This is a genomic window from Pseudomonas sp. PSKL.D1 (assembly GCF_028898945.1).
GTDB lineage: Bacteria > Pseudomonadota > Gammaproteobacteria > Pseudomonadales > Pseudomonadaceae > Aquipseudomonas.
The window spans coordinates 3,439,131-3,455,347 of the sequence record NZ_CP118607.1 but is presented as its reverse complement, the minus strand read 5'-3'; the positions used below and the strand labels follow the sequence as shown (position 1 = coordinate 3,455,347).

The 16,217-nt window shown below is 64.1% G+C and carries 12 protein-coding genes; 7 read left to right on the top strand and 5 right to left on the bottom strand.

Annotation, left to right across the window (positions count from 1 at the left end; genetic code table 11):
• The first annotated feature begins 167 nt into the window (after window positions 1-167).
• Window positions 168-3,044, top strand: a complete 2,877-nt coding sequence (locus PVV54_RS15350) for an HD domain-containing phosphohydrolase (protein ID WP_274906069.1) — start codon at window positions 168-170, stop codon at window positions 3,042-3,044.
• 3 nt (window positions 3,045-3,047) lie between these two features.
• Here PVV54_RS15350 and PVV54_RS15345 read toward each other — a convergent pair whose 3' ends face one another.
• On the bottom strand, window positions 3,048-3,878 hold the full coding sequence (locus PVV54_RS15345; RefSeq protein ID WP_274906068.1) for an alpha/beta fold hydrolase: 831 nt from the start codon (window positions 3,876-3,878) through the stop codon (window positions 3,048-3,050).
• 496 nt (window positions 3,879-4,374) lie between these two features.
• On the opposite strand from PVV54_RS15345, the gene PVV54_RS15340 reads away from it, so the two are divergent.
• From PVV54_RS15340 to PVV54_RS15330, 3 genes are read left to right on the top strand one after another with little or no spacing between them, the layout of a single operon-like run.
• Window positions 4,375-5,094, top strand: coding sequence for a gluconate 2-dehydrogenase subunit 3 family protein (locus tag PVV54_RS15340; RefSeq protein ID WP_274906067.1), 720 nt, complete (start codon window positions 4,375-4,377; stop codon window positions 5,092-5,094).
• 36 nt (window positions 5,095-5,130) lie between these two features.
• Window positions 5,131-6,900: a GMC family oxidoreductase gene (locus tag PVV54_RS15335; RefSeq protein WP_274906066.1), complete on the top strand. Its 1,770-nt coding sequence runs from the start codon at window positions 5,131-5,133 to the stop codon at window positions 6,898-6,900.
• Window positions 6,901-6,912: 12 nt separating this feature from the next.
• On the top strand, window positions 6,913-8,241 hold the full coding sequence (locus PVV54_RS15330; RefSeq protein ID WP_274906065.1) for a c-type cytochrome: 1,329 nt from the start codon (window positions 6,913-6,915) through the stop codon (window positions 8,239-8,241).
• Window positions 8,242-8,265: 24 nt separating this feature from the next.
• On the opposite strand, the gene PVV54_RS15325 is transcribed toward PVV54_RS15330, so the two are convergent.
• Entirely contained in the window at window positions 8,266-9,258 is a 993-nt protein-coding gene (locus tag PVV54_RS15325; RefSeq protein WP_274906064.1) for a GlxA family transcriptional regulator, read from the bottom strand.
• A gap of 160 nt (window positions 9,259-9,418) precedes the next feature.
• Here PVV54_RS15325 and pssA point away from each other — a divergent pair, with 160 nt between their 5' ends.
• The gene (gene pssA, locus PVV54_RS15320; protein ID WP_274910444.1) at window positions 9,419-10,732 is read left to right on the top strand and encodes a CDP-diacylglycerol--serine O-phosphatidyltransferase; all 1,314 of its coding nucleotides are present in this window, start codon (window positions 9,419-9,421) and stop codon (window positions 10,730-10,732) included.
• A 104-nt stretch (window positions 10,733-10,836) separates the two neighbouring features.
• Window positions 10,837-11,991 carry a GGDEF domain-containing protein gene (locus PVV54_RS15315; protein WP_274906063.1) on the top strand — a complete coding sequence of 385 codons (1,155 nt, stop codon included), beginning with the start codon at window positions 10,837-10,839 and terminating at the stop codon, window positions 11,989-11,991.
• Window positions 11,992-12,157: 166 nt separating this feature from the next.
• Here PVV54_RS15315 and ppnN read toward each other — a convergent pair whose 3' ends face one another.
• Together ppnN and PVV54_RS15305 are read right to left on the bottom strand one after the other, a co-directional pair.
• Window positions 12,158-13,531 (bottom strand): nucleotide 5'-monophosphate nucleosidase PpnN, encoded by a 1,374-nt coding sequence (ppnN, locus tag PVV54_RS15310; RefSeq protein ID WP_274906062.1) that lies wholly within the window; start codon window positions 13,529-13,531, stop codon window positions 12,158-12,160.
• A 50-nt stretch (window positions 13,532-13,581) separates the two neighbouring features.
• Window positions 13,582-14,643, bottom strand: a complete 1,062-nt coding sequence (locus tag PVV54_RS15305) for a YeiH family protein (protein WP_274906061.1) — start codon at window positions 14,641-14,643, stop codon at window positions 13,582-13,584.
• A gap of 110 nt (window positions 14,644-14,753) precedes the next feature.
• On the opposite strand from PVV54_RS15305, the gene PVV54_RS15300 reads away from it, so the two are divergent.
• The gene (locus tag PVV54_RS15300; RefSeq protein ID WP_274906060.1) at window positions 14,754-15,632 is read left to right on the top strand and encodes a LysR family transcriptional regulator; all 879 of its coding nucleotides are present in this window, start codon (window positions 14,754-14,756) and stop codon (window positions 15,630-15,632) included.
• Here PVV54_RS15300 and PVV54_RS15295 read toward each other — a convergent pair.
• Complete coding sequence (locus PVV54_RS15295; RefSeq protein ID WP_274906059.1) at window positions 15,625-16,128, bottom strand: GNAT family N-acetyltransferase; 504 nt, start codon at window positions 16,126-16,128, stop codon at window positions 15,625-15,627. The two genes, PVV54_RS15300 and PVV54_RS15295, sit on opposite strands and share 8 nt — an antisense overlap.
• Between the last annotated feature and the right edge of the window lie 89 nt (window positions 16,129-16,217).

Here is a 16,217-nt window from a genome sequence, read left to right as displayed (position 1 = left end):
CTGAAGCCTAGGTATGAATTTGTACAAGTCAAAAAGTTTGTACAGGTTTTTCGCGCTACAACGTGCTGGTACGGCTAATTGCACTGTGCCAGTATCCTGCAACTTTCCAGCGCGTTCGGGCTGGCTGATTACACTCTAGTGATAACGCCAATTAGGGAGTGCCTGCCATGGGCGAGCACGGACGCGGCATTTCGCTGCAATGGCTGGTTGCGCTGGCGATCATGCTGGGCATGTTGCTGCTTGGGGCCGGGCTGGCCTGGCAAGGCTACAGGGGCATTCAGCAGACACTGGTGGCCGCCGCCGGCGATGCTGCGCAGCAATTTGGCAAAACCATCGATGAGCGTGCCCGGCGCTTGATCGACCCGGTGCAAAGCAGCATCCGCCTGTTGGCCTTCAACCCGGCAGACGCCAGCCTCGACGCACGCCTGCAGCGCCTGCCACAGCTGGTTGAAAGCCTGAACGCCAACCCGATGGTCAGTGCCGCCTACATCGGCTACCCCAACGGCGAGTTCCTGTTGGTGCGCCGCCTGCGCGACCCCCAGTTGCTGCAACGCTTCGTTGCCCCGGCAGGCACGCAGTTTCTGGTGCAGAGCATCACCCAGGCCAGCGATGGCACAATGCAGGGCGAATGGCGTTTTTATGACCGGCAACTGGCCCTCCTGCACGCCGAGGCAAAACCGGGCTACCGCTACGACCCACGCAGCCGCCCCTGGTTCGTCGACGCCTTCGCCCGACCCACCACGGCGCTCACCCACCCCTACGTGTTCTTCACCACCGGCGAAATCGGCATGACCATGGCCCAACGCAGCGTCGATGGCGGGGCGGTCATCGGCATGGACGTTTCGGTGAATGACCTGGCCCTGGAAAGCCGTGACCTGCGCATGACCGCCGGTACCGAAATTGCCGTGCTCGACGACGCGGGCAGCGTCGTCGCCTACCCGGACCTGCAACGTATCATCGTGCACGAGGGGCAGCGTGTACGCCTGGCCCAACTGCCAGAGCTGGGCATCGCCAGCCTGCAGCAGGTGCATGCCAACCCGCCCCACGGCAGCGAACCCCAGGCCTATCAGGTGCAGGGCAGCACTTGGTATGGCATGCGCGTGCCGCTGACCACCCTGGCCGGCCAGCAATTGCAGGTTCTGATTGCCGTACCAGGGCACGAACTGCTGGCCAGCGCGCGCAACGTGCTGTTCGATCAACTGTTGTGGACGGCGGGGCTGATGGCGGTATTGCTGCTGCTGGGCGGGTTGATCGGCCAGCGCATCGGCCGGCCACTGCGCCTGCTGGCCGAGCAGGTGCGTGCCTTGGCCGGGTTTGATTTCAGCCGCGAAGTGGGGGTGACGTCGCGGGTTCACGAAGTGCGCGAACTCAGCCGCGTGCTCAGCCGCATGACCGGCACCATCCGCAACTTCCAGGCCATCACCTTGACCCTCAGCCGCGAGACCCAGCTGGAGCGCATGCTCGACGGCGTGCTCAAGCACCTGGTCGACGCTGCGGGCTTGCAGGCAGGCGCCGTGTACCTGTTCGACAGCGACCACGACGTGCTGCAACTGGCCGCTGCCTGCCGGGGCGAGGGTTACCCGGCGCGGTTGAACCTGCCGCCCGACCAGCAACAAGCCCCTCAGGCGCTGGTTGCCCAGGCGCTGGGCCTGCACGAGCGTGGTCTTCCCGTGGTGCTGCGTGACCGCAGCCACGCGTTGCTTGGCGTGCTCGTGCTGCAACTGGAAAACGAGCAGTTGCGTGATGAAGTCGGCCAGCCGTTCCGGCGTTTTGTGGAGGAGTTGTCCGGTGCCGCCGCCGTGGCCATCGAAACGCGTCAGCTGGTGGAGGCGCAGCAACGCCTGCTCGATGCCATGATCAAGCTGCTGGCCGATGCCATCGACGCCAAAAGCCCTTATACCGGCGGCCATTGCGAACGGGTGCCGCAGCTGGCCCAGATGCTGCTGGACCAGGCCGTGCAGGCCAACAGCGGCCCCTATGCCGATTTCACCATGACCGAGGCCGAACGCTACGAGTTTCATGTTGCGGCCTGGTTGCACGATTGCGGCAAGATCACCAGCCCCGAGCATGTGGTGGACAAGGCCACCAAGCTGGAGACGCTTTACAACCGCATACACGAGATCCGCACCCGGTTCGAAGTGCTCTGGCGCGACGCGGAGCTTGCCTATTGGCAAGGCGTGGCCAAGGGTGAAGATCGCCAAACGTTGCAGGTGCAGCTGGAGCAATGCCACGCGCAGTTGCAGGACGATTTTGCCTTCGTGGCCAAGGCCAACATCGGCGGCGAGTTCATGCAGGAGGCAGACGTGGAGCGCTTGCAACACATCAGCCAGCGGCGCTGGTGGCGGCATTTCGACAACCGCCTGGGCCTGTCTCGCGATGAGGAGGGCCGTTATGCAGGCCTGGCGAAGCCAGCCTTGCCGGTTGAAGAGCGGCTGCTCGTCGACCGCGAGGAACACCGTACCGCCTGGGGCGCACGCAAGCCGCCGGTGGCCAAGGGCGACCCACGCAACAGCTGGGGCTTCGATATGCGTCTGCCGGCCCATGCCAACGACCAGGGCGAGCTGTACAACCTGTCGATCCGCCGTGGCACGCTCAACGATGAAGAGCGTTTCAAGATCAACGAACACATCGTGCAGACCATCATCATGCTCAAGGCGCTGCCATTCCCCCGGCAACTGCGGCGCGTGCCCGACATCGCCGGCAACCACCACGAACGCATGGACGGCGCCGGCTACCCACGCCGGTTGAACAGGGACGACCTGAGCGTTGCCGAACGGGTGATGGCGATTGCCGACATTTTCGAGGCCCTGACTGCCGCCGACCGGCCATACAAACCGCCCAAGACGCTGTCCGAGTCGGTGAAGATCCTGGTGGCCATGGCACGTGACCAGCATGTCGACGGGCAGCTGCTGCGGTTGTTCCTCAGCAGTGGCGTGCACCGCGCGTATGGCGAGCGCTTCTTGCGCGCCGAGCAGATGGACGAAGTGGATGTGGCCTATTGGTTGCGGCAACTGGAGGAGGGGGCGTCGGCCCCCGCCTCCTGACGCTCAACTGCGTATGAACGCCAGCAAGTCCGCGTTGATCACATCGGCATGGGTGGTGGGCATGCCGTGCGGGTAGCCTGCGTAGGTCTTCAGCGTGCCGTTGGGCAGCAGCTTGGCCGACAGCGGCCCGGAATTTTCGTACGGCACGATCTGGTCGTCGTCGCCGTGCATCACCAGCACGGGCACCGTGACCTTCTTCAGGCTTTCGGTGAAGTCGGTTTGTGAGAACGCGACGATGCCATCGTGATGGGCGATGGCGCAGCCTGTCATGCCTTGGCGCCACCAGTTGTGGATCACCCCTTGATCGGCCTTGGCGCCCGGGCGGTTGTAGCCATAGAACGGCCCGGTCGGGATGTCGAGGAAAAACTGCGCCCGGTTGGCCTTGAGCTGGGCCTGCAGGTCGTCGAACACCGACTTCGGCAGCCCGCCCGGGTTGCTGGCGGTTTGCACCATCAGCGGCGGCACCGCAGCGATGATGACGGCCTTGGCGACACGTTCGTTGCTGTAGCGGGCGCAGTAGTGGATCACTTCACCGCCGCCGGTGGAGTGCCCCACATGCACCGCCTGCTTGATGCCCAGGTGCTTGACTACCGCAGCCACGTCATCGGCGTAATGGTCCATGTCGTGCCCGTTCCACACCTGGCTGGAGCGCCCGTGCCCACGGCGGTCGTGGGCGATCACCCGGTAGCCCTGTGCCAGGAAGAACAGCATTTGCGCGTCCCAGTCGTCGGCGCTCAGGGGCCAGCCGTGATGGAACCACACCACCGGGGCATCGCTCGGGCCCCAGTCTTTGTAGAAGATCTCAACGCCATCGTTGGTTGTGACGTATCCCATCTTGCGCCTCCTGTGATGAATGAGTGCCGGGTGCGGCGTGCGGGCCGCTCATCAACTGTAGGAGTGAAACAAGTCTCAGCGGTGACCTGTTATCGGGAAGATCCGTGAGCGGGGAGCTGGCCAGGGGAGTACGCCTCAGGATGGTTGTTGGTTTTGAGATCGAGCGCCGCCGTGCGGCGCATCGCGGATGAATCCGCTCCTACAACGCTATCACAGGCCTGTAGGAGCGGATTCATCCGCGATGCGCCGCGCGGCGGCGCTCGATCTCAAAATCGCCACACCAGTCATACGACCACTACACCCCTCCACCCAACCTGCGACATTCGCGTCATTGACATTCCCGTGAGAAATGTTTTGTAGCACTTTCGATAGGCTGCTATCCTTTCCGAGCCGTGATGTACGACGTCATTCATATGGATGACCAGATAAACAGACAGCAGCCTGCACAGGCCTGCGCCGTCACGGGTCTTTGTGATTAGTCATTAGGTAGACCTGAATGTTGTTAGCAAAGGAAACCTCGCGTAGGAAGTTTCTGCTTTCTTCGCTGATTGCCTTGCCCGCCATGGGCATCACCGTAAAGGGCCTGAGTGCGGCGATGGCCGCGGAAATGGCGGCGCCCAACCTCGACAGCTACACCCCGATCTTCTTCACGCCTGCCGAGTGGACGCTGATCCTGGCGGCGTGCGACCGCCTGATCCCCGCCGACGGCCGTGGGCCGGGCGCGCTGGAAACCAACGTGCCGATCTTCATTGACCAGCAACTGGCCGGTGACCTGGGCAGCGAGATCTACCTGGAAGGGCCGTTCGACCTGAACGCGCCGGCAACCCTGGGCTACCAGCTGCCGTTCACCCCGCAGCAGATCTACCGCAAAGGCATTGCCGCGCTGGAAAGCTGGTGCCAGGCCAACCATGGCCAGCACTTCGCCTTACTGCCTTTGGAGCAGCGCGATGCGGTGCTGAAAAAGTTGCAGGCCGGGCAGGTCGACTTCACCGCCCATGGCGAAGACGTGCTCAAAGGCAAGCTGTTCTTCGGCGAACTGCTCAACCACACCCGTCAGGGCTGGCTGGCCGACCCCATCTACGGCGGCAACAAGGGCATGAAGGCGTGGATCGCCATCGGCTTCCCCGGCGCCCGTGCCAGCTACCTGGAATGGGTGGCCCAGCACAACGTCCCGTACCCCCTCGGCCCGGTCAGCCTGACCGGCCAGCGCGGTTGATCCCTTCGCCCTGCACCACAGCATTCAAGGTTTTTTATGGCAAACATTACCAATGACGAAGTCGACGTAGCGGTCGTCGGCCTGGGTTGGGCTGGCTCGTTGATGAGCATCGAGCTGGCCCAGGCAGGCTTGAAAGTACGTGCCTTCGAGCGCGGTGAAGACCGCTCCAACGCCGATTTCGCCTACCCCAAGCCGGCTGACCAATACGCCTACGGCGTGCGCAACAAGATCATGGTCACCCCAAAGGATGGCGCGCTGACCGTGCGTCACAACCTCAACAGCACCGCGCTGCCCACCCGCCAGTGGGGCGCTTTCGTGCCGGGTACCGGCGTGGGTGGCTCCGGCCTGCACTGGACGGGCGTGCTGATCCGCCCGACGCCCACCGACATCAAGCTCAAGACCTACGCAGACCAGGCCTACAAGCCCGGTATCCTGCAAAGCGACATGACCATCGGCGACTACCCGTTCACCTGGGACGAAATCGAACCGTACCTGGACAAGTTCGACAAGATCTGCGGCCTGTCGGGCAACACCGGCAACCTCAACGGCCAGATCCTGGTAGGCGGCGACCCGTTCGAAGGCCCGCGCTCCAACCCGTACCCGCTGCCCGCGCTGGAAGACACGCTGAACAACAAAATGTTCGCCGACGCCGCGCGCAAGCTGGGTTACCACCCGTTCCCCAACCCGTCGGCCAACGTGTCGCGGGCCTGGAAGAACCCCTACGGCAACCAGATCGCCCCGTGCAACTACTGCGGCTACTGCAGCAAGTACCCGTGCCTGAACTTCTCCAAGGCCTCGCCGCAAACTGCCGTGATGGACGCGCTCAAGCGCATGCCCAACTTCGACTACCGGGTCAATGCCAACGTCCTGAAGGTTGAACTGCACCCCGACGGCAAGACCGCCAAGGGCATCACCTACGCCGATGCCGATGGCAACACCGTGTTCCAGCCGGCCAAAATCGTGGTGCTGGCGGCGTTCCAGTTCGTCAACGTGCGCCTGATGCTGCTGTCGGGCATCGGCCAGCCGTACAACCCGGTCACCGGCAAAGGCACGGTCGGGCGCAACTATGCGTTCCTGAGCAACGGCGGCGCCACGCTGTTCTTCAAGGACAAGCACTTCAACCCGTTCGCCACCGCCGGCGCCACCGGGCAGATGTTCAACGACGTGTCCCCGGGCAACTATGACGGCCCGTCGCTGGGCTTTATCGGCGGCGCCAAGATCCACAGCTCCCAGGCCACCGGCACGCCGATCGGCACCGCGTTGCCAGGCGGCACCCCGGAGTGGGGCCAGGGCTGGAAAGAGGGCATGCAGGACTGGTACGGCCACTCGATGAAGATCAGCATCTCCACCGGCTGCATGTCGTACCGCGACCACTATGTCGACCTCGACCCCACCTACAAAGACCCGTGGGGCCTGCCCCTGCTGCGCATCACCTTCGACTGGAAGCAGAACGAACTGAAGCTGCAGCAGCACCTGCGCAAAATCGTGCTGGACATCACCAAGGAGCTTGACCCGGACAGCTACTCCGAGAGCTTCCTGGGCATGGACTCGCACTGGGACATCACCAAGTACGTGTCCACCCACAACGTGGGCGGCGCGATCATGGGCGATTCGCCGGAAACCAGCGCGCTTAACCGCTACCTGCAGAGCTGGGATGTGCACAACGTGTTCGTGCCGGGCGGCAACGCCTTCCCGCAAAACTTCCAGGCCAACCCGACCTCGCTGATTGGTGCACTCACGCTGTTCTCGGCCCAGGCCATCAAGGATCAGTACCTGAAAAACCCCGGCCCGCTGGTGCAAGCGTAAGGAGCGCACACGATGACATCCAAAGTTCGTTCCCGCCTGGCCGTACTGGTCGTGCTGGCGGCCGTGGCCGCGTTGCTGGCCTGGGCGCTGAGCGTGGTGCTCAACCGCTCCGGTGACCCGCAGGCACAGATGAAGCAGGCCATGAGCCCGCAATTGATCGAAAAGGGCGCCTACCTGGCGCGGGCCGGTGACTGCGTTGCCTGCCACACCAGCCATGACGGCGGCAAACCGTTCGCCGGTGGGTTGGGCATTGCCTCGCCGATCGGCACCATCTATTCCACCAACATCACCCCGGATGCCAGCACTGGCATCGGCAACTGGACCTACGGCGACTTCGAGCGCGCCATGCGTCGTGGCATCGGCCACGACGGCAGCGCGCTGTACCCGGCGATGCCGTATCCGTCCTATGCCAAGGTCAGCGACCAGGACCTGGAAGCGCTGTACGCCTACTTCATGAAGGGCGTGGCACCGGTGGCGCAGGCCAACAAGGCCAACGACATCCCGTGGCCATTGTCGATCCGCTGGCCGCTGGCGTACTGGCGCACGCTGTTCTCGCCGCTGCCCGCGGATGAGGGCGTTGCCGAAGCGGCGGCGCAGTCCGAGCTGCAACGCGGTGCCTACCTGGTACAAGGCCTGGGCCATTGTGGTTCGTGCCACACCCCGCGGGCACTGACCATGCAGGAAAAGGGCCTGGACGAAAGCGCCGGTGGCTACCTGACCGGTGCCGAGCTCAATGGCTGGGCGGTGCCGGCACTGCGCGGCATGCCGCACTGGAGCCAGCAGCAGATCGTCGACTACCTGGGCAGCGGGCGTAACAGCGTGGCTTCGGTGGCCGGTGAGATGAAGGACGTGATCGCCAACAGCACCTCGCACATGAGCGATGCAGACCTGCAAGCGATGGCGGTGTACCTCAAGTCGCTCGAAGGCGGCAAGGCGCCGGCCTATCAGCACCAGCCCCAGCGTAGCGAAGGCACGACCGCCAAACTGACTGCGGCCAAGGGCCTGAACCTGGGCGAGCGCCTTTACGTGGACAACTGCGGTGCCTGTCACTTCGTGTCGGGTGAAGGTGCGCCAGAGGTGTTCCCGCGCCTGGATGGTGCCTCGGTGGTGAATGCCGACAACCCGGCGGCGTTGATCCACGTGATCCTGGCCGGCGCGCAGACGCCATCGACCGAGCGCGCACCGTCAGTGCTGCCGATGCCTGGCTTTGCCGAGCGCATGGACGATGCCGAAGTGGCGGAACTGGCCACCTTCCTGCGTCAAGGGTGGTCCAACCACGCCGCGGCGGTCACCGCCGCGCAGGTGAGTGACGTGCGGGCCGAGCTGCAACACGGCCACTGACCTGTCGTTGCCGGGCCCGGCCCATCAATGCAACGATGCCTGTCGCCGCTCCCCCAGCGGCGACAAGCCGAAGAACCGGCTGTAACTCTTGGAAAAATGCGCTGGCGAGCTGAACCCGCATGCCAGCGCGACCTCCCGCACCTGTACATCACTGCGCAACAGCAGTTCCCGCGCCCGTGCCAGCCGCAACTCAAGGTAATACTGGCTGGGTGTGCGCTGCAGGTACTTGTGGAACAACCGCTCCAGCTGGCGCACGGTCACTTCGTTGAGGCTGGCCAGCTCTTCCAGCCCCAGCGGCTCCTCCAGGTTGGCTTCCATGATCGCCACCACCTGGCTCAGTTTGGGCTGGGCCGCCCCCAGCAAGGTACGCAGCGGCACCCGTTGGCGCTCACGCTCGCCGCGCATGCGGTCGCACAGCAGCAGCTCGGCTGCCTTGGCGGCAATGTCCTGGCCACCGGGTTCGCGGGCGATCAGTTGCAGCATCATGTCCATGGCTGCCACGCCACCGGAGCAGGTGAAACGGTCGCGGTCCAGCTCGAACAGCTGGTTGGAGATGACGATGCCGGGGAAATGGTCCTGCAAGGCCTGAATGTCTTCCCAGTGAATGGTGCAGCGATAACCTTTGAGCAACTCGGCCTTGGCCAGCAGGTAGCTCCCGGTGCAAATGCCACCCAACGGCAGGCGCTGGCGCGCCAGCTGGCGCAGCCAGTCGATCAAGGGCCGGGTGGAGCGGCTGCGGTCGATGGGGTTGGCGCCGACCACGAACAGGGCGTCCAGCGCGGGTGCGTCGGCCAGGGCATGGTCCGGCAGCACACGCATGCCGTTGCTGGCCATGACCGGTTCAGCGCTGGCGGCAATCAGCACTGTACGGTACAACGTACGGCGTGCCGCCAGGTTGGCCATGCGTAACGTCTCCACCGCCGAGGCCAGGCCAATGGTGGTGAAGCTGGGCAAGATCAGAAACCCGAAGGTCTTGGCGGCATTGGCCGATACGTTTGCAAGAGTGGGGTGGACCATCGGGGTCATCCTGTGCAAGCTGAGGCGGGGGCAGTGGGAAAAGGCCTCGCAGGTTTCTTGTTGTTATGGGTCGTTGCCCGGTGGATAGTACACCCAGGGGCTGCGGCCAGGAATGGACCCGAATGCAGACAGAAGGTGAACGTACGTGAACCCCGAAACCATGCTGGCGGCGTTGCCAGGCTTTGCCATGCCCGCCGAGGCGATCCAGGTATTGCCCGACGCGGCAACTTACCGCGCCTGCCTGCTCGAGCGCATTGGCGCGGCCACCCGGCGCATCGTCATCGTTGCCCTGTACCTGCAGGAGGACGAGGCCGGCCAGGAAGTGCTCGATGCCCTGTACCGGGCCAAGGCTGCCCGGCCGGCGCTGGAAATCGTCATTGTGGTCGACTGGTTCCGTGCCCGTCGTGGTTTGCTGGGGGCCGGGCGGCAACCGGGTAACGCCGCCTGGTATCAGGCCCAGCGCCAGTTGCGCGGGCTGGATGTGGTCATCCATGGTGTGCCGGTACAAACCCGCGAGCTGTTTGGCGTGCTGCACCTCAAGGGCAGTGTGATTGATGATTGCGTGATCTATACCGGCGCCAGCCTGAATAACGTTTACCTGCACCGGTTCGACCGCTACCGGCTGGACCGCTATCACCTGTTCCAGTGCGCTGCACTGGCCGACTCGATGGTCGACCTGGTGCGCCGCCTGCTGCACCACACCGCAACGCCACGCCTGGATTTGCCGGCGCCGCCTGCCAACCGCAGCCTGCGCGGTGACATCCGCCGCCTGCGCGCCAGGCTGCGGCGCATGGCCTATGAGGCGCCAGCGAGCGCAACCGGACAGGGGCTGCGGGTGGTGCCGCTGCTAGGGGTGGGCCGTGGCAACCCGCTGAACCGCGCGTTGTGCGCGCTGTTGGCGGCGGCGCGGGAACAGATCGTTATCAGCACGCCGTATTTCAACCCGCCGCGCGTGGTGATGCGCGAGCTCGACCAAGCCCTCAGCCGTGGGGTGCGCATCGAACTGATCGTCGGCCACCGCACCGCCAACGACTTTTACATCGCACCGGGCGAGCCCTTCAGCGCCAGCGGTGCGTTGCCCTACCTGTATGAAGACAACCTGCGGGCGTTCGTGCGCCGTCGGCAAGTTGCGCTGGCCTGCAGCCAGTTGGTGGTGCGGGTGTGGAATGACCCTGGCCACACCTTCCATGCCAAGGGCATCTGGGTGGACCAGCGCTATTCGCTGTTGACCGGCAATAACCTCAACCCGCGCGGCTTCAACCTTGACCTGGAAAACGGCCTGCTGATCGACGACCCGCAAGGCCAATGGCTGGTACCACGTGCCGTGGAGCTGGAGGGCATCCGCAGGCACGCGCCACGTATCGTTTCGCCCGACGACCTGGGCGTCAAGGCCGAGCACCCCAAGGAGGTGCGCACCTTCCTTCGGCGCTTGCGCTACAGCCGCCTGGAGCCACTGATCAAGCGGGTGCTCTGAAACGCAGCCGTGGGCGGGCTATATTCATCGGCACCTCTCTGAAAAGTCATGACAAGCGAATACAATCGCGCTTTTATTTGTTAACCAGATAGGCCAATCCACCCATGGCGCTCGATCCACCCACGATGCTGACCATTACCATCGCCCTGGCAGCCGCCGCTGCCTTGTACCTTGCGATTGAATGGCGCAGTGTCCGCGAACCTTCGCTGCTGTTCTGGAGCGCAGGGTTTGCCACCATCACCATTGGCTCGACCCTTGCCCTGCTGCGCGGGATCGGCCTGCTGTTCATCGGCATCTGGTTTGCCAACGGCCTGCTGGTGGTGGCCCACACGTGCTTCTTGCTTGGGGTGGTGCGCTTCACCCAGACACGGCTGTCGCGGGCCTGGTTGCTGCTGGTGCTGGTCTGGTTTGCCTTGTTGGCGTTACCGGCCGGGCCGCAGTGGTCGAAGGTCATGTTGATGGTCAACTCGCTGCTGGTGGCATTGCTCACCCTCAAAGGCAGCATGCTGCTGCGCCCGCATGGCAAATCGCTGAGCGTTGGCGCGGTGCAGTTGCGCTATGTGCTGCTGATCCATGGGCTGTTCTACGTGGCCAAAGCGATCATCGCGATCACCCCCGGCACGCTGATTGACCTGGCGACCTTCGGCGGCCTGATCATCCAGATTTCCCTGGTCGAGGGTGCGATGGCGATCATGCTGATTGCCTTGTCGATGACCGGCACCGTGCGCTATCGCCGTGAGGAGCGTATCGCCCGCCTGGCCGCTCGCGACCCACTGACTGCGCTGTACAACCGCCGTGCCCTGGAAGTGCGGGCGACCCATTTGTTCAAAGCAGTCAGCCCGGCGCACCCAGGCGCGCTTCTGTTGATCGATATCGACAACTTCAAACTGGTCAACGACCTGCACGGCCATGCGGCCGGCGACCGTTTGCTGGTGGCGCTCAGCGAGATGATCCGCGCGGTGCTGCCGGAGCGCTCGCTGGCGGCGCGGTTGGGCGGGGATGAATTCGTGATCCTGCTCAGCGATGCCAGCAGCGAGCGGGTGGTGGAGTTGGGTGGGGTGCTGCGGGGCCAGTTCCAGCAGTTTGCCGAGCAGGCCATGCCAACGCCGCAGCCGGTTACCTTGAGCATCGGCGCCAACTTGTTCGACCAGCCGCCAGCGAGCCTGGCGGCGTTGATCGAGCAGGGGGATGTGGCGCTTTACCAATCCAAGCGCGGGGGGCGGGACAGTATCCGGTTGGTGGTTAGCCCTGTGAGGTAACAGGGGGCCTGTAGGAGCGGCTTTAGCCGCGAACACCGGCAAGGCCGGTGCCAGGCACCGCGTCGCCTGCTTCGCGGCTAAAGCCGCTCCTACAGGATCCGCGCACGCTTGCAATTGCAGTACCCTCTGCGAAAGCGAAAGGGCCGCAAAGCGGCCCCACGTTCTTTCAGGTCACAACCTGATAGCACGGCACATACGCCGCCCCACCCGGCAACTTCATCCGGTGCTGGTCAACAAACGCCTGCAACAGGCGCCCCAACGGCTCCAGCACCGCACTGTCACCACGGATCTGGTACGGCCCGTGCTCCTCGATCAGGCGGATGCCCTTGTCCTTCACGTTACCGGCCACGATCCCGGAAAACGCCCGGCGCAGGTTGGCGGCCAGTTCATGGGCCGGCAGGTCGCGGCGCAGGGCCAGTTCGGCCATGTTGGCGTGGGTCGGGTCGAACGGGTGCTGGAAGCCCTCGTCGATCTTCAGCAGCCAGTTGAAGTGGAAGGCATCGTTGCGCTCGCGGCGGAACTGCTTCACCTCCTTGAGCCCTTCGACCATGTGCCGTGCCACTTCGGCCGGGTCGTCGATGATGATCTGGTAGTGGCGCTGGGCTTGCTCGCCCAGGGTGGCCCCCACGAAGGCGTGCAACTGCTGCAGGAACGGCTCGGCGCTGCGTGGCCCGGTGAGGATTACCGGGAAGGGCAAGGCCTGGTTGTCGGGGTGCATGAGGATGCCGAGCAGGTAGAGGAATTCCTCGGCGGTGCCGGCACCCCCCGGGAAGATGATGATGCCGTGGCCGACGCGCACGAAAGCCTCAAGACGCTTTTCGATGTCCGGCAAAATCACCAGTTCGTTGACGATCGGGTTGGGCGCTTCGGCGGCAATGATGCCCGGTTCGGTCAGGCCCAGGTAGCGGCTGCCGTGCATGCGCTGCTTGGCGTGGGCGATGGTGGCGCCTTTCATCGGCCCCTTCATCACGCCCGGGCCGCAACCGGTGCACACGTCCAGCTTGCGAAGGCCCAGTTCGTGGCCAACTTTTTTGGTGTACTGGTATTCCTCGCTGCTGATCGAGTGCCCGCCCCAGCACACCACCATCTTCGGCTCCACACCCGGGCGCAGGGTGCGGGCGTTGCGCAGCAGGTGGAACACGTAATCGGTAATGCCCTGGGAGCTTTCCAGGTCGATGCGCTGGCTGGCCAGTTCGCTTTCGGTGTAAACGATGTCGCGCAGCGCGCTGAACAGCATCTCGCGGGTGCTGGCGATCATTTCGCCATCGACGAAGGCGTCGCCCGGTGCATTCAGCAGCTCCAGGCGCACGCCACGGTCTTGCTGGTGGATACGCACCTCGAAGTCCTTGTAGGCTTCGAGGATGGTCTTGGCATTATCAACATGGGCGCCGGTGTTGAGGATGGCCAGGGCGCACTGGCGGAACAGGGTGTAGAGGCTTCCGGTACCCACTTCACTCAGTTGTTGGACTTCACGTTGCGACAGCGTCTCCAGGCTGCCTTTGGGGCTGACGGATGCATTGATGACATGGCGTTGGGGCATCTAAGTCTTTCCTGTGCAGGTAAAACATCCTTCTCTGACAACACCATATGTCATGCAAACAGCTTTTGCACACCCAGTGTGATTGCCACCCCCCCTCCCAGCAGCCACAGGTTGAGGATGGCACCGGTGGCCAGTGCCCGCGGGCCGGCCTGGCGGATCTGGCTGAAGCGCGTTTCCATGCCCAGGGCGGTCATGGCCATGGTCAGGGCGAAGGTGTCCAGGCTGTTGATGGCCTGCGTCACGCTGCCGGGCAGCACCTGCAGCGAATTGACCAGCACCAGTGCCAGAAAACCGAAGGCAAACCACGGCATCGCAATGCGGCCATTGCCCTGCGCCTGGCCCGGCTGGCGCGAACGGCTGACCCACAGGCCCACCACCAGCAGCACGGGCACCAGCAGCATCACGCGGGTCATCTTGACGATGGTGGCGATGTGCGTGGCCTCGGGGCTGACGTTGCTGGCCGCGCCGACCACCTGGGCGACTTCATGGATCGTCCCGCCCAGGAACAGGCCGCTGCCCAGGGTCTCGAGGGGCAGCCAGCCGGCGTTGATCGCCAGCGGGTAGAGGAACATCGACAGCGTGCCGAACAGCACGACGCTGCCAACGGCCATGGCACTTTTGTGCGGCGCGCTGCGCAGGGCCGACTCGAATGCCAACACGGCGGCGGCACCGCAGATGGCGCTGCCAGCGGCGGTCAACAACGCGGTGTCGCGGTCCAGCTTGAGCAATTTCATGCCGCACCACAGGCCGATCAGCAGGGTACTGGCCACCACCAGCAGCGACACGAGAAGCCCCGACCAACCGACTTCGGCGATTTCCTGCAGGCTTACCCGCAGGCCAAAGAAGGCAACCGCGATGCGCAGCAGCCCACGGGCCGAGAAATTGATGCCGGCTGCCCAGCTGGCGGGCACGCCGTCACGCAGGGCATTGCCATACAGTGCGCCGGCAACGATACCGACGATCAGCGGGCTGATGCCCAGGTTGGCGATGGCTGGCAGCGCGGCCAATTGGGTGACGGCAAGCGCGAACAGCGCGACGAACAATATGCCGTTGAGCCGCCCTCGGGTGGAGAGGGTAGGGGCAAGGGCAGGGTGGGATGGGACCGTGGCCATGTGAGTCCTCCGGAATGTGTGATGACATGGCCTACTTTAATTCGGTTATAAGCTTATAAAAAATCGTCATTTGGAATGGCAAATATCCGTTTAGCTGATACTTTACAAAAATGACTCCAGAACAGCTGATAACATTCGCCACCGTTGCCGAGCACGGCAACATCAGCCATGCCGCGCAGGCCTTGCACTTGTCGCAGCCGGCGGTATCCGGCCAGCTCAAAGTGCTGCAAGAGGCCTTTGGCGAACCGCTTTACCAACGCGCAGGCCGGGGTGTGCGCCTGACGGCGGCGGGTGAGCAACTGCTGGCCCATGCCCAGCGCCTGCGTGAAACCTTCCATCAGGCCCAGGCGCTGCGTGATGCTTTGCGCGGCCTTGAACGCGGAACCTTGCGCATCGGCGCCAGTACCACGCCAGCCAGTTACCTGCTGCCGTACCTGATTGCCGATTTCCATGGCCGCTACCCGGACGTGCAGGTCAGCACCTCCCATGGCAATACGGCGGAAATCGTGGCCGCGCTGGGTGATGTCGACATTGCCCTCATCGAGGGCCCGCCTGGTCAGGAGTTACCGTTGGGCACGGGCGTTACGCCTTGGCAGGAAGATGAAATCGTTGCCATCGTGCCGGCAGGCCATGCTTTGGCAGAGGGTGAGCAGGTGACCCTGCAGGCGCTTGGTGATTATCCGCTGGTGCTGCGTGAAAGCGGTTCCGGCGTGCGGCAGATTGTCGAGCGGGCGTTTGCGCGCAGTGGTGTGGCCATGCGGGTGGCGCTGGAAATCGCCGGTGTGGAAGGGGTGAAGGAAGCGGTGCGCGCGGGCATGGGCATCGGCTTTGTTTCGGCCATGTCCATCCGCCACGAGGACGGGGCATTGAAGCGGTTGTGCATCACACCTGAGCCGCTGGTGAGGCGCTTTTCCATTTTGCTGCCCCACGCCGCCACCCCTTCACGGGCGGCGGCGCGGTTCATGGAGTTGTGCCTGGCCGTTACATGAAGGCGGCGTCGTAGGTGACTGTTCCGCTGGGCACATCGCCTTCAAATGCCACGGCCATGAAGTACTCGGGCGGCACGCCCGGGTAGCACAACTGCGGATAAGCCTTGAAACCGAAGCGTTGGTAGTAAGCGGGGTCGCCCAGCAACACAACGCCCTTGGCCCCGCGCTTGCGCATGTTCGCCAGCCCCTCGTTCATCAACGTTGCGCCGATACCTTGCCGCTGCTGATCGGGCGCCACGGCAATCGGCCCAAGCCCATACCAGCCGCAGTCGTTACCGTCGATGCGCACGGGCGAAAAGCTCACCTGCCCGACAATGCCAGTGTCGTCCTCGGCCACCAACGACAGGCTCAAGGCGCCATGCTCGCGCAGGCGCTCGATGATCAGGTGCTCGGTTGGCGCCTGGCCGGGTGCATGATGGGGGTGATTGGTAAAGGCTTGCAGGGTGAGGGCGCGGATGGCCGGGTAGTCGGCGGGTGTTTCAGGGCGGATGAGCATGGCGGTTCCTGTTGCAGGATTGTGACTGAGTGGCCGTGGCCTGCGCTCAGTATGCCATGCGGATGCGGCGCGTCCCTGCGCCGGGTCAA